The sequence below is a fragment of the Dysgonomonas sp. genome (genome assembly GCF_035323175.1).
Classification (GTDB): Bacteria; Bacteroidota; Bacteroidia; order Bacteroidales; family Dysgonomonadaceae; genus Dysgonomonas.
The window spans coordinates 388,063-402,723 of the sequence record NZ_DAOKYH010000001.1 but is presented as its reverse complement, the minus strand read 5'-3'; the positions used below and the strand labels follow the sequence as shown (position 1 = coordinate 402,723).

The following is a 14,661-nucleotide window of genomic DNA, read 5'->3' as shown; positions in this document are numbered from 1 at the left end:
CGGTCATCTCCTCTCTTCTGAATAATAAAAAGATAAGTAATATTTTTTTAGCCTTACCTTACTTGAAAGAAGTAAATTTCAAGCAAACAGGCATATCCAGTTCTATATCCTTATATGTATTTTCTAATAAGCCTGTAACCCTGTCTATAAGGAATATTTGGATGACATCATTATCACGACTTGCCACCAATAAGAATTTACCATTCGGAGTAATTACAAAATTACGTGGATGCACTCCTGTTTCCTGATAGCCAACTTTGGTTAACTTACCATCTGCCTGATTTATAGAGAATATTGCGATACCATCTCCTTTCAGACGGTTGGATGCATAAAGGAATTTGCCGTCAGGCGACACATGAATATCAGCACTACCCTTTGCGCCAAGTGTATCAGCTTGTATTGTTTGAATCTGAGTCAGATTACCGGCGTTAGCATCGTAGTTGAATGCGATAACAGCACCCGAAAGTTCATTGATGAGGTATGCATACTTTCCATTCGGGTGAAAATCAAGATGTCTTGGTCCCGATCCGGGTGCTACATCAAAAGCAGCAGGTGTTCCTACTTTGAGATAGTTCCCCTCATTACTTTCATTTATCCCGAATTTATGTATTTTATCTGTTCCCAAATCATCGGCGAACAAATATTTCCCATCAGGAGAATAGCGTACACAGTGTAGGTGAGGAGCTTTCTGACGCTCTGCATCTGCCCCTTTTCCTGTAAACCGAATCAATTGAGCAGCAGTAGTCAGTGTTCCGTCACCATTAATATTAAAGGCTGTAATACTACCACCCGAATAATTAGCGGTAACAACATGCTTGCCAGTATTGTCGAGCTCTATATAACAAGGATCTGCTCCACCTGTCAATTGCGAATTTAGAAGTTTTAGAGTGCCATCTTTCTTATCGAAAACAAAAGCATTGGCCGCAGCTTTTGCGTCTCCCGTTTCGGAAACAGAATAAACATGCGTACCTTCTTTATTGATAGTAAGGTATGATGGATTGGTCACCTTAACCACACTTTTATATTTGGAAAAACCTGAAACGGTATCAAATTGATAAACATAAATACCTTCGCTCTCTCCTGTTGTATATGTACCCACCAGCAAGTACAAACTTGTTTCGTCTGAGATAGTTTCTGCACTCATATTTGTTGTATCCGACGGATCAATATTTGAATTATCCACATTTGTTTTTTGTTTGCAAGAAATAAGGGAAAGAACAGCGAAAGCTGAAAATAAAATATATTTACGCATAATACTCTATTTTATGTAAAAGATGAACCTGAAAAATGTTTACTAGAACAAAAGAAGGCAAAAATTATTAGTTTACGGCATTTTTTCAATACAAAATTCAAAAGAAATATTTTGCTTTAATAAGATTAAAAAGCTATCTTTGTCGGCTGAAAAAGAAGAAACAATTTAAACTACTATAAAATGAAGAAAGATATTCATCCAGCAAACTATCGTCCGGTTGCTTTCAAGGATATGTCAAACGATGAGGTATTTATTTCACGTTCAACTATCAATGCTAAAGAAACTATCGACATAGATGGTGTTACTTATCCATTGGTGAAGCTTGAAATCACAAGTTCTTCTCACCCGTTCTATACAGGAAAACAAAAACTTGTAGATACAGCAGGACGTGTTGATAAGTTTATGAACCGTTACGCTAAGCGTACACAACCAAAGAAATAATTGTAATTTAATTACAAGTTTAACTAAAAAAGGCTATTCGAATGAATAGCCTTTTTTAGTATGTATATGTCAATTATTTTAACCAACTACCTTTTCCAATTTACTTATAGTCTCGTTGCCTAATTTGGTCTTCGATTCGATATGCTTCAAAACGGTCTCCACAAAAGGATTTTCTTCAAAAATACCACGCACTTGTTCAAAGTCTATTTTTTGCTGATGCTTATCTCCATCCACACCAAAACCTGTATGAGAAGATAAAGAAAATTCTTTCTTAGCATCCTCGTAAATCATTCTATCCAGCTCTACAACAGCTTCTTTCCATTGACTAACAATATCAATAATATCCTGAGCGGTAACTGTATCCAACGACAGGTTATAATATTGCTGTATCTTATCCCATGCCCAAGTCCATTCCAGTGAGTAATAGTTTTTATGCAGTTGCTCAAAAATAGCATTCATCTCACTCACATGTTTTATATTATCTGATTCTATATCGTCTATAAGCTTATCTATCTCAGAACGAGGAACAAGCATACCTCCCACATCACTCCATTCATTCAGTCCCACTTCGGTGTCAGGTTTCAAACATTCCCTGATTTCCTCATTGCTAGTGTATGAACACTTCGATAAGCGTGAAATAATAGAGTTCCCAAGAAACTTATTAATAGCCATATTGTACAATTTCAATCCTCTCTTCAGAGAAGTACCTTTGATACGGCAACTCTGATATGTGTACGATCCCGATGTTTCGCCACAGGTCTCTTTCAGCCCTTCCAATATTTCGACCGCCTTAAACATTTTCTGTATTGTATAGGGACTCAGTAGGTTGAAATTTATCTGATCTAGTTTTTCAGGATCTTTTCGTCTATCTCTTTTCGGAAATTTCTGTGCATCACGAATCGTACCTACACTTCGCAAGTTAATACCGGGAACCAATACCGACTCATCTTTATCCTCTATCAGATAAGAGAACGGCATATTGGAGGTATCTGCATTATAATAGTGGCGTCCCATAATAAGAGAAAAAGCTCCGATGCGTGAAGGCCATAGGATATACGAATTACTGGTTGTTTTTCCTCCACGCTCTACAATGCCCTGATGGATAGGCCCGAGCTTGTACATGTGATTACTCTGGTTAGATCCAGAACCTGCATTCATAAAAGAAAACATTCCGGCAATCAAGAGCGTAGACTTGTGATGAGTCACCGTATAAGGCCCGGCAAATAAAGCACAGGCTTCACCATTCTCACCCTGGCAATTACTAAAGAATAATGAATCGCTCGCCGAATAGGTATGTCCCAATTGGCATGATTGCCCTACAAAGCAGCGGGTAAGCATCGTCCCGTCTTCAACTCGTGAACCCGAACAGACAATAAAGTCATTCGCCATTACGCTATACCCGATATGAACAGGATCGTACTGATTACTGTTAATACTTCCGTTCTCAAGATGTCGTGCTCCTTCTATTGTGGCATAGTCTCCGATGTGTACATTTTTTATTGCTCCTGCATTTACTATCGTCACATTATCGCCTATGTATCCAATATCAGAGGTGCGTTCTTTGGCATAATCAGCGACCATACCCTGAAGTTTTTTTATCAATACAGGTCGATGACGATAGAAAGAAAGAATATAGGCAAAATGAGCACTCAGTTTATCATAGATCATAACCTCGCGCCCGCCCGTTTCGTTTAATACCGAAACCTCTATTCCATTTCCAAACGATGATTGTCCTTCTACATAGAGATGATGTATGTTTTGTATGCGCACATTACTGCCAATACGATAGTTAGCTATATAATTCTGTACATTTTCGATAAGCACATTGTCACCCAATTCACAATTATGGAGGCAAGTATGCTTCAGACCTGAATGCTTTTTCAGCCCTCCCGGCAATGTGAATTCATCCTCAAAGACACCTAACTTAACTTTGCCCGAAAAATTGGTATGTTTAACATAGTCCGGTTTGAAATTTTTATGTACCGAAATATTGTTCCAGTTATCGGCTAAGCAACCCTGACTCTCGAGTCTTGTTATTTCTTCCGGGGTTAGATTTCTGTAATCCATATATTATATTTAGATTAAAAGTTGAATAAAAAAAACGATTTGTATACATCTTACAATAATACACACCGTATTTTTATCAACTGAGACAAATTTAATAATAATGTCTTTCAGTACTATCGAAATTCTATCTTTTTAATAAGAAACCCCGATTATAGTTTAATTTATAATCGGGGTTTCTTACTTTATATTAATTCGCATCCGCTACTTCAATATCCTCTATCGGTGTGGATAAGCCCTCTATCCGCCGCTGTAAGCTATACTTACTTATCAGATCGGCAATTTCAGGGTCGAGAGGTGCACGATAAACCTTCGATGGGTCTAACTCGCAGGCACGCATCAAGTGATCGATTGCCTCATTATCCTTATTTGAACGAATCGACAGTATGGCTCTCAAATATTCTGTGTTTCCTGTTTCAGGCAAACCATCTAATACTTCTTTAGCTTTGGCATTATACCCCATACATATCAAGCACAATGCCGTATTGTAATCGGGATAATCGGACAAAATTTCCAAAGCCTTCCAATACTCTCTGTCTTGCAGTAGTTTCAATCCTTTTTCGTAGTTAGGTCTTTCCTGAACATCCAGCGCAGTTTCTTCGGTCATACCCGGACGACGCATATTAAACTCGAAAGTAGCTTTATTTAGCAACGGATAGATAGAATCTCGAATCACCTTATAGTCGTCCGCAAAATCTTTCTTTATCTTGGCTTCTGTATCATCAGGATCTATAGCCCCTTCGAGAAGTGCAAGAATCTGTGTCTTATTCATTATATCATTTCGCTGCTGAATCTGGCTTGCCAATGTATTCCAGTCTTCTCCTCCAAACTCGACCTTAATAACATTGTTGGCATCATTCACTTCGCCGGAAAGCGACTTAACAAAGTATTCTTTTATAGCATCGGCTCGTTTTTCGGTTAATTTATAGTTTTTGTCGTATGATCCATCCAGCGCTGTAGTTACTCTAAGAACAATACTGTCGACAACAAACTTACCATCTTCAGTAAATGCACGGTATGTATTTAACACATTATTAATTTGGGCTTTATTATCCTTATAATTGATACCAAACGCAGATTGCCCGGGCTGAAACTTCACATACGTAGTCAAACGATTGTATGCATCCCTATACAGTTTTGTTCTTTTATAGATCAGTGATGTATCTACCAACTGCGACAATGAGGATATAAAATACGAAATAGTATCGCCGGGTGCCATCATATAACGGCTTCTATCCACAGCATCTACACGCCCATTCATTGTCAAGCTAAGTTTTTTAAGACCCACTGTTACCGGATGATCTTGCTTATATAGATATACAAAATCACGACCCGTATCTATGATTGTATCCAAACGAACACCTTCTTCGTAAGGAAATGGTATCATTTCTTTTGCCACCTCTCCTTTACGCTCTTTCTTCATCTCATTTTCGGCAATAGCCTCAAACAAATATCTGTTTTGAGCTATTTCGATAGAGTCACTTTCGGTGAGTACATTGTTTATTATATCATCCAACGAACGCCCTTCTTCGTACGCTTCACGAAACTTTGCCGGCATCTTCATATAGCTTACCTCAAAGTTCTTATCATCCAACACAAGAGCTTTTGCATTCTTATTGAACTTCTTCATGTATTGAGCAAACAAACCCACGGTATCTTTACCATTAGCCATATCGCGGATCACCTGCTCACGTGCCTTACGCACATATTCATTATAAAAGCGTTGACGATACCCTTTGAGCTTAGCTAGCTCGGCTGCGTCAAATTTACTTTTCTCTGTCTTCCATTTCTCATATTCCATCTGCTTACTCCACTCCCGGTAGTATTCTTCATAATACAAGTTCTGGCGATTTCTGATATCTTTATCTGTTCCGGCTCTATCGAAGAATACGTCGTCATATTTATCATTTCCTACAATAGACTTCATATAGTTATCATATTCGGCATAATCCTGCTTTTGCTTGGCGAGAAATGCTTCACCTTTAAGCACCACCTCTTTGAGAGGTATAATAGAGTCGTTGTGGAACAGTTTAGGAGACAACGTCATTCTGAAATTTTCAGACAGAAGTTCTTTAGGAACTCTTACTAAAAAATCTACTTTTACTCGTCCATTGCGCTCAGGCGTAAAGCGAGACTTAGCCGTAACCACAACTTCTGATAGTTGTTGCACCTCGTTAAGGCTGGTTACTTTTTTACCTTCTCGGTCAACAGACTCTGTTATATTTTCAGCATTGGTAAATGTTACTTCTTCAGAAACAGTCCTTGTGCCTCTTACATCCAACCCCTTCTGAAATGGAAGTTCTATTGTTGCTCTTCTCAATTGCTGCATAAATAATGGCTTCACCATTGCTTCTTTGGGCTTATCTTTGGAGTAAGAAAAACCGCGTCCTGCAACATCCTCTCCCCGCGAAGCTCTTATATCACGAACCGACTCGGATGATTTGCATGAGAACATGATGAATGATATTATTATCAGAAAAGGAATAGAAAAACATGCTGTCTTAGCAACACGTGTAGTAATGTTTGTTTTCATAAGTTTGCTTTCGTATATCATTAAATAATAATGATCTGTATATTGTATAGTTTTTGTAAAAACAGTGCAAAGATAGACAATGTCTACCAATATCTAAACAAATAAAAACTAATTTTTCGGAATAAAACGAAAGCAGGTCATCTTTTCTATCAGAATAAGAGACATTTAACTCTACAAACCTCTCCAGCAAAGTATTTACAAGGCTTTCTTCAATATGTTAAAAAAAACAAAGAATGCCGGGTAATAAATATCCGGCATTCTCTTTCTTATTCATGATTATTGTCTATGCGTGTTTCTTTCTTCTTTTTTATTCGTCCTGCCTTTCGCAGTGCCTGATTAAGTATATATTGAATTTGTCCGTTAGTACTACGAAACTCATCGGCAGCCCATTTTTCTATTGCTTCCATCATCTCGGGATCGACTCGCAAGACGAAACTTTTAACTGCTGATTCCTTTTCTTTCTTAGCCACAATTAAATATTTATTGATGAAGTGTTCCCGCATTTACAATCGGCTGTGCTGCTTCGTCGGCACATAACACGACAAGCAGATTGCTAACCATTGCAGCCTTGCGTTCTTCATCCAATTCTACAATTCCTTCTTTCAATAGTTTATCTAGTGCCAATTGAACCATACTTACGGCACCTTCCACTATCTTTTCGCGAGCAGCAATAATCGCATCAGCCTGCTGACGACGAAGCATTACACTTGCAATCTCGGCTGCATATGCCAGATAATTGATGCGTGCTTCTATCACTTCTATACCCGCAATCGCCAAACGGCTATTCAGTTCCTCTTCGAGCTTCTCGCTAATTTCACCATTGTCAGAGCGCAATGTTACATCACCGTCTTTGCTTTCATTATTGTCGTATGCATACATACCGGCTACCTGACGCAAAGCTGCATCGCTTTGTATTTTTACAAAGTTCTCGTAAGCCTGCATTCTGTTCGAAAATTGAATATAGTTATTCACCGAACCGGCAGTAATTCCCGTAATAGAAGATGTGTCTATGTCAAACATCGCCTTATACGTATCTTTTACTTTCCAAACCAGCACAGAGCCGATCATAATAGGATTACCGACTTTATCGTTCACCTTTATAGGTGGCACATCGAGATTACGTGCTCTGAGTGTCACTTTCTTTTTATTATAAAAAGGATTTACCCAAAGAAAACCGTTATCGGTAATAGTCCCTTTATATTTACCAAAGAAAACCATGACTCTGGCTTCGTTAGGCTCTACAATCATAAATCCTAGAATGGCCAGGGAAGATAGGAAAATAAAAAATACAGCTATAAACACTAAAGGAATATAGCCTAGGCTAAAAGACCATATACTGGCAGCCAATACTACAATAATGATAAATAAGGCTAGGAAGCCTGAAATCTTAGTGCCTTTAAAATCTTTCTCGAGTGTTTCCATATTTATTATGATATTAAAATGATATCATAAAAATAGATATAATTTTGAATAACACAAAACAATTTAGCAAAAAAAAGAGCCTTGTCATTAAACAAGACTCTGAACGTATATATAGATAAATATTAATCAATTCGATTCAAATTCGAGCACCTCACCGTATTCTGCCAACTTATCGAAAGCTCCTTGCAAGTCTGTTTGTCCAAAGTAAACTCTAAAACAGTTGATAACTCCACCATGAGCAAAAACAACAACAGAAGAATAATCTTTCTTTACCAGTTCGTCGATGAAGGATGCAACGCGTGCATACATCTGATCGAAAGATTCTCCATTGGGTGTGGGTGTCCTTATCCAGTCCTTGTCCCATTCTTCCATATCAATGCGATCCCATTCTTTCATCTCCCAATCACCAAAGTGCAATTCTTTCAGGCGGTCGTACAATTGAATATCGGTAAAACCACAATATTCAGCAAGACGCTTTGCTCTGCTTAGTGGGCTTGAAAAAACAGCATCAAACTGCAAGTCTTGCAATTTTTGCTTCACCACCTCAGCTTCGCTCTCAAAGGTCTCTTTTAGCGGTACATCCGTTTGTCCGTAACAAACTCCATTAACTCCCACGGCCGTGTGGCGTACTATATATATTTTCATATTTAAACTTACGTATAGATAATAATTCTCCCTAGCATAATTTCAGGATAATACTTATCCCGAGAAAGAAAGACAACTCACATAATAGAAACATTGCACCGCAACAATCTCCGGTATACCCTTGTATCTTTCTTTTCATGAGTAAAATCAATCCAAGGAAAACAAAGATAGGAAATATTATAGCCGCCCAAAAGTGAATATTTAATAATAATACGAAAGGCAGCAAGCCAAACAAAGCCGAAATAAGAGCGGTGCGCAAAGACATTTTCTTATATACTGTTTTCGATTTACTAGTTTCCGCATTTCGGGCATAAGGAAGGAATAAGGTAATTTGGGAACTGATAAGCTTGCATAACGGATCGCCCACCAAGATTACAGTACAAGCCAAATGCAAGCCCAGATTCTCCAAAAGGAAATAAAAGAATAAGAAGTAAAATATCAAGCTGATTACTCCATAAGTACCGATATGTGAATCTTTCATTATTTCCAATATGCGTTCGCGGGTAGTACCTCCTCCAAAGCCATCGAAGAAATCGGCAAAACCGTCTTCATGTAATGCTCCTGTAATAAGCAGGCGGCTAAGAAGAGCCACAATTATGGCAATGGAATAAGGTAAGATCTGAGCAGCAATCCACAGCACTCCCGCCATAACGCCGGCAGTAAGCCAGCCTACGACAGCCCAGTAGTTGATCACCTGCTTAAAATATTCGGCAGGGACATTAAATGCTTTTATACGCCAAAAAGGTAAGCGTGTAAAAAAGACAAGTGCTGCTGCTATTTGTTTCATCAGTTATAGAGGTTGCCTTCGGAAAGGCAAGTTGCTATTTTAAAAATACTTCGTTACTTGGATTTCTTTAAATGAATTCATCTCATTTATCATACGCACGGCCGAATCGACGATAGGATATGCGCAAATCGCACCTGTTCCCTCTCCCAGCCTAAGTCCTAAACTAAGAATAGGTTTTGCATTCAGATACTCCAACACAAGCTTATGGCCCGCTTCATCCCCTTGATGCCCAAAGACAGCATAGTGCAGAACATTTTTATTCAACTTTGATGCCACCAACATACAGTTTGTCATAATAAAGCCATCGATAAGAATTATCATTTTCAGTTCGGCAGCCTTGAGCATAGCACCTACAGTCATCACCATTTCATAACCACCGAAATAGCGCATAATATCTTCGACAGAAGCATCGCCTTTGTAATTATCCATCGACTGCTTCAACACCTTATACTTATGGTTGATAATATTGCCTGTATGATCACAGCCTGCACCAATACACTGATCCAAAGGGATACCTGTGAGGTATGTCATCCATAGCGAAGACGAAGAGGTATTTGTAATCCCCATTTCGCCAAAGCTAATCACGTTACATCCCTCATCAAAGCAAGCTTGCACGCATTCAGCACCCGATTGTATGGCTTGTTCCATTTCCTCTTTAGTCATAGCGGCTTCATGCAGATAGTTGCGTGTGCTTTTTCGGATTTTCTTGTGGATAATCGGATCTTCGGGCTTAAAGTCGAAATTAACACCAGCATCAACAACCTTTAGATTGAATCCGTGCTGACGTGCCAAAAAGTTGATTCCTGCTCCTCCATTCCAAAAATTTGCTATCATCTGATAGGTTACCTCTTGCGGCGATGGGCTCACCCCTTCTGCCGCAATACCGTGATCTCCTGCAAATACGATGTGACAAGGATTTGTCAACTTCGGATTCAAAGATTGTTGTATCCAACCGATTTGCATAGCCAACTCTTCGAGTTTACCCAAAGAACCTTTAGGCTTTGTGAGGTTATCAATTTTTTCTTGTAAGTAAGAGCGTACTTCGTCTTCCGGTTTTTCGATGTTAAATTGTTGCATTGTATATTTAGTTTCTTTTAGATTTTAATTTTACAGTCGCTTTTCGTTGCTATGCTGCTGGCTCAAAACATCTTGTTTTCAAAGATTCGTCGTATTCGACAGAATATTTTGTTATTAAAAACAAAAACGACAAAATTTATGATCATTTCACTTTCAGGGGAATACCCGAAACCATCAGATAAACCTCATCAGCGTTTTCGGCAAGATATTGATTGAGCCAGCCTTGCAAATCGGCAAATTTACGTTGCAAGTCGTTTTGAGACATTTCGCCCATGCCTATTTCGTTTGTAACAAAAATAAATACGGCATCTTGAGCAACAAGCTTTCTGAATTCAAATTTCAGAGTGGTAAGGGCAGCTTCAACATCCGAATTCAGATCGAAGAAGAAATTCGTAGCCCATAGCGTAACACAGTCTATAAGCACTACTTTATTCTCAAAGGAATGCTTACTCAAGAATTTCTCTTCTTCTACGTTTATCCAATTATCTGCCCGCTCGGCTTTATGTCTTTCTATCCGCTGGCGATGTTCGTCATCCCATATTCGCGAAGTTGCCAGATATACAGGATTGGGAGACAAAGACAATGCTAACTTTTGTGCATAGCTGCTTTTACCTGAACGTTGCCCTCCTGTTATAAGGGTTATTTGCTTAGCCATTTATTTTCTCTTATACAAAAAATCTTTCCAGCGTTCTTCTACATCACCTGCTTTATACATTTCGTAACGAGCCATTGTGAAGAACAAATCGGACAAACGATTAATAAATCGCATAACAGCTGTGGGAACTTCATCCTGCTTGTTTAGAGTCCACAAGCGACGTTCGGCACGACGAGCCACAGCACGAGCCAACTGCAAGTTTGCTGAAACAACTGTCCCTCCGGGCAAAACGAATGTTTCGCTGGGTCCCATTTCATCTGTCATTTTATCCATGCATTCTTCGCAAAATTTATCCAGATTTTCATCCAGAACATTTTGGTTTGTAGCTCTTATATCCGATGGTGTAGCCACCTGAGACATCACAACCATTATCTCTGTTTGTATCTTGAACAGAATAGGCTGCCACTCATGATCTGAAGATAAGTGAGCCCGAACAACACCTATTACAGAGTTCAGCTCATCGATTGTACCATTGGCTTCAATTCGTGGATGATCTTTACTCACACGTTTTCCTCCAAAGATTCCGGTTTTACCTTTATCTCCTCCTCGGGTATATATTTTCATTTTTTATGGTATGTATTATATTATATATTAAAGAATTTCCTTCTGTCATTCTGAAAGACATTAAAGAAGTCAACACGACAAGATTAACTCCCATATAAAGTCTAACAAAGATACAACAAGTAGAGATGAATCTATCCCATTTTTTAGGCTTTTTCATATAATTTATCTAATAGGATGAGTAGACAAAAGAATGGAAAGAGAGGAGAAAAGTAACAGCAATAAAATAGGAAAAGAGCTGTTACCTTTGTTACTTTTTAACAATTAATTCCTGTTTAATAATACATTTTCTATCTCACTTTTTAGTTTATCTTTGTCTGTAATTTAATTCGTTAACGTCAACCTTATGCGATTAAACATTTGCATCGTTTCAATTTTTATCTGTCTCTTACTGGCAACCTCTTGTACCGAAAAGAAGGTAGTATTCAACCAACGGGAATTTATCTCTCTTTCGGGAAAATGGCACTGCGACCTTGGCGAAATAAATCTGCCCGGAAGTGTAGATGAAAGTCGTCTCGCACCCCGCAATAGTGACACTCTGAGTACAGGGCAGCTTACCCGGTTGAATCCTTATGTAGGAAAAATGAAATATACCAAAGATATTGAAATACCGGCAGGCTCAGCTCAGAAAGAATGGCGACTGATCATGGAGCGAACAAAACCCTCTACGGTGTGGATAGACAAAGACAGCATAGGAACAAGCTCGCTGATATTATCACCTCAGATATACAATCTCGGAAAATTAGCCGCAGGAAAGCACACCGTGACTATCGTAATAGACAACAGCCCTGCTTCTGTACCACAAGGAATACATGGCTCGCATGCTTGGACCGATGCGACACAAACAAACTGGAATGGCATAATCGGAAAATTCGGACTCGAAGCCAATGATGGCATTCTCATTAGCGACCTTCAGGTTTATCCAAATGTTTCTTCTAAGACGATACCAGTTGTAGCACAAATCAAATCGTCAGTAAGTGGAAAAGCCGAAATATCGGTTCAGGGATATCTATGGAATACAGCACAAAATATTGCTATACCCGAGCAAGTTATCAACATAGACCTAAAAGAGGGGTTGGAAACATATAAGTTTGATATCAACGTCGGCAACAAACACGTTTTGTGGAGTGAGTTTGATCCTGCCCTATACAAGGTTAATTTCGAAATAAAAAGTCAGAATATAAAAGACAGTTACACTATAGACTTTGGCATCAGAGACTTTTCAGCAAAAGGAACACAGTTTGAAATCAATTCTCTAAAAACATTTCTACGGGGCAAACACGATGCCTGCGTATTTCCTCTCACCGGCTACCCGCCGATGAATAAAGAAGAATGGAAAAGACAAATGCGCATCGCCAAAGAATATGGAATAAACCATTACAGATTTCACTCGTGGACACCTCCCCAAGCGGCTTTTGATGCGGCAAACGAAGAAGGCATATACATGCAGGCAGAACTGCCTTACTGGGGAACAATGGACACGACAAATACCGAGCTCAACAAATTCTTAATTAACGAAGGTGAGCATATCCTTGCCACTTATGGAAACAATCCTTCGTTCGTTATGATGGCTTTGGGCAATGAGCTTGGAGGCGATGTAGAACTTATGCGTAGCATTGTAACGAAATTCCGCACTTCCGACCAACGTCATCTCTATGCTTTTGGTGCAAATAATATGCTGGGTACTGCCGGACAACAACAAGGTGAAGATTTCTTTGTCACATGCCGTGTTGGCGGACAGGTAGGTTCCGATGATTACACAACTCATACACGTGCGACCTTCTCTTTCGCCGATGCCAAAGACGGAGGGTATATGAACGCTACGTACCCTTCTACCGCCATCACTTTTTCGAAAGCTGTAGAAAACTGTACTGCACCGATTATAAGCCACGAAAACGGTCAATTTCAAGTATATCCGGATTATAACGAGATAAAAAAATATACCGGAGTACTGTATCCTTACAATATGGAAATATTCCGCAAACGACTTCAGGAAAACGGGCTTCAAGATCAGGCTGATGCCTTCCATAAAGCTACGGCAAGCTTTGCTGCCCTCTGCTACAAAGCCGATATAGAAATGTGCCTTCGTACACCGGGGTTTGGAGGTTTCCAACTGCTCGACTTGCAGGACTATCCGGGGCAAGGAAGTGCCTATGTAGGTATACTGGATGCTTTTATGGATAATAAGGGCGGAATGGCGGCAGAAGAATTCGACGGTTTTTGTGACGAAATAGTTCCACTTTCCATTATGCCTAAATACTGCTGGAGTAATAGCGAGATATTTACAGCCGAGATAAAACTAAGCAACTATTCGAAGGAAGCTCTCTCGAAAAAGAATTTGTCATGGACACTAAGCAAAGCACATAGCAATGTAAATGTTGCCAGAGGAGAATTTCCTATCAATATTTCTCAAGGTCATTTAGGCGAAGTAGGAAAAATAAAAGTACCTCTTCAAGATATAAATACGGCAACTCAACTCGTATTGACATTACAAACAGGTCCTCATGTAAACAAATACGATATATGGGTATATCCAGACAAGCAAGTATCTGTAAAATCGGATATAAAAGAAACTTCGAGCCTGAAACAAGCTCTAGACTTGCTACAACAGGGAAATAAAGTATTATATATCCCCGATCATAAAGAAGTAGAAAAGCTTTCTGTTGGTGGATTATTTACTCCCGACTATTGGAATTACGCCATGTTCAAGAATATTTCGGAATGGTTGAAAAGGGATGTGTCTCCGGGAACACTCTCTATATTGACAGACCCTTCCCATCCGCTATTCAAGGAATTTCCGACCGAAACACATAGCAACTGGCAATGGTGGATTATATCAAAAAACTCAAGACCTTTTATTCTCGACAGAACCCCTAAGGACTACAAACCGTTGGTACAGGTAATTGACAATATCGAGCGTAACCACAAACTTGGATTGATATTCGAAATGCAGGTTGGTAAAGGAAAATTGCTTGTTTGTATGTGCGACCTGAAAGCTATTAGCGACAAACCCGAAGGAAAACAGTTTGGGCAGGCTATAATCGATTATATGAGTTCTACCGACTTTGCTCCTACAAATGAATACACAGCAGAAGATATAAAAAGCCTATTTAGCACTTCTATAAAAGAGAAGAAGATTGTAGGAGTAAAGAATATTACTACCTATAAATAGATAGGACTTGTCATTCTGAATGAAGTCAAGCATCTCATATCCAATAGAGAAC

12 protein-coding genes are annotated in these 14,661 nt (G+C 39.1%); 2 read left to right on the top strand and 10 right to left on the bottom strand.

The features are described 5' to 3' along the window. Nucleotides 1-58: 58 nt before the first annotated feature. Entirely contained in the window at nt 59-1,252 is a 1,194-nt protein-coding gene (locus PKC55_RS01750) for a lactonase family protein (RefSeq protein WP_291127693.1), read from the bottom strand. Nucleotides 1,253-1,432: 180 nt separating this feature from the next. Here PKC55_RS01750 and PKC55_RS01745 point away from each other — a divergent pair, with 180 nt between their 5' ends. Beyond that, nucleotides 1,433-1,693, top strand: coding sequence for a type B 50S ribosomal protein L31 (locus PKC55_RS01745; RefSeq protein WP_006843090.1), 261 nt, complete (start codon nt 1,433-1,435; stop codon nt 1,691-1,693). A 78-nt stretch (nt 1,694-1,771) separates the two neighbouring features. Here the strand turns inward: PKC55_RS01745 and PKC55_RS01740 are convergent, their stop codons facing one another. From PKC55_RS01740 to PKC55_RS01700, 9 genes are all read right to left on the bottom strand, one after another. Continuing rightward, nucleotides 1,772-3,760 carry a DUF4954 family protein gene (locus PKC55_RS01740; RefSeq protein WP_291127690.1) on the bottom strand — a complete coding sequence of 663 codons (1,989 nt, stop codon included), beginning with the start codon at nt 3,758-3,760 and terminating at the stop codon, nt 1,772-1,774. 187 nt (nt 3,761-3,947) lie between these two features. Further along, nucleotides 3,948-6,290, bottom strand: a complete 2,343-nt coding sequence (locus PKC55_RS01735; RefSeq protein WP_291127688.1) for a hypothetical protein — start codon at nt 6,288-6,290, stop codon at nt 3,948-3,950. A gap of 266 nt (nt 6,291-6,556) precedes the next feature. Beyond that, nucleotides 6,557-6,793 carry a type II toxin-antitoxin system antitoxin gene (locus PKC55_RS01730; protein WP_291127686.1) on the bottom strand — a complete coding sequence of 79 codons (237 nt, stop codon included), beginning with the start codon at nt 6,791-6,793 and terminating at the stop codon, nt 6,557-6,559. After that, complete coding sequence (locus tag PKC55_RS01725) at nt 6,771-7,712, bottom strand: SPFH domain-containing protein (RefSeq protein WP_135104996.1); 942 nt, start codon at nt 7,710-7,712, stop codon at nt 6,771-6,773. Before PKC55_RS01725 ends, PKC55_RS01730 begins: the two co-directional genes overlap by 23 nt. A 126-nt stretch (nt 7,713-7,838) precedes the next feature. Further along, nucleotides 7,839-8,357 carry an alpha-ribazole phosphatase gene (gene cobC / locus PKC55_RS01720; protein ID WP_291127684.1) on the bottom strand — a complete coding sequence of 173 codons (519 nt, stop codon included), beginning with the start codon at nt 8,355-8,357 and terminating at the stop codon, nt 7,839-7,841. A 31-nt stretch (nt 8,358-8,388) separates the two neighbouring features. Continuing rightward, nucleotides 8,389-9,144 carry an adenosylcobinamide-GDP ribazoletransferase gene (gene cobS / locus PKC55_RS01715; RefSeq protein WP_291127681.1) on the bottom strand — a complete coding sequence of 252 codons (756 nt, stop codon included), beginning with the start codon at nt 9,142-9,144 and terminating at the stop codon, nt 8,389-8,391. A 39-nt stretch (nt 9,145-9,183) separates the two neighbouring features. Then, complete coding sequence (gene cobT, locus PKC55_RS01710; protein WP_006843097.1) at nt 9,184-10,221, bottom strand: nicotinate-nucleotide--dimethylbenzimidazole phosphoribosyltransferase; 1,038 nt, start codon at nt 10,219-10,221, stop codon at nt 9,184-9,186. Nucleotides 10,222-10,363: 142 nt separating this feature from the next. Continuing rightward, nucleotides 10,364-10,876: a bifunctional adenosylcobinamide kinase/adenosylcobinamide-phosphate guanylyltransferase gene (gene cobU / locus PKC55_RS01705; RefSeq protein WP_291127677.1), complete on the bottom strand. Its 513-nt coding sequence runs from the start codon at nt 10,874-10,876 to the stop codon at nt 10,364-10,366. Continuing rightward, entirely contained in the window at nt 10,877-11,440 is a 564-nt protein-coding gene (locus PKC55_RS01700; protein ID WP_291127674.1) for a cob(I)yrinic acid a,c-diamide adenosyltransferase, read from the bottom strand. 343 nt (nt 11,441-11,783) lie between these two features. On the opposite strand from PKC55_RS01700, the gene PKC55_RS01695 reads away from it, so the two are divergent. After that, a complete protein-coding gene (locus PKC55_RS01695; RefSeq protein ID WP_324371585.1) occupies nt 11,784-14,609 on the top strand; it encodes a DUF8487 domain-containing protein in 2,826 nt (941 codons plus the stop codon). The last annotated feature ends 52 nt before the right edge of the window (nt 14,610-14,661 follow it).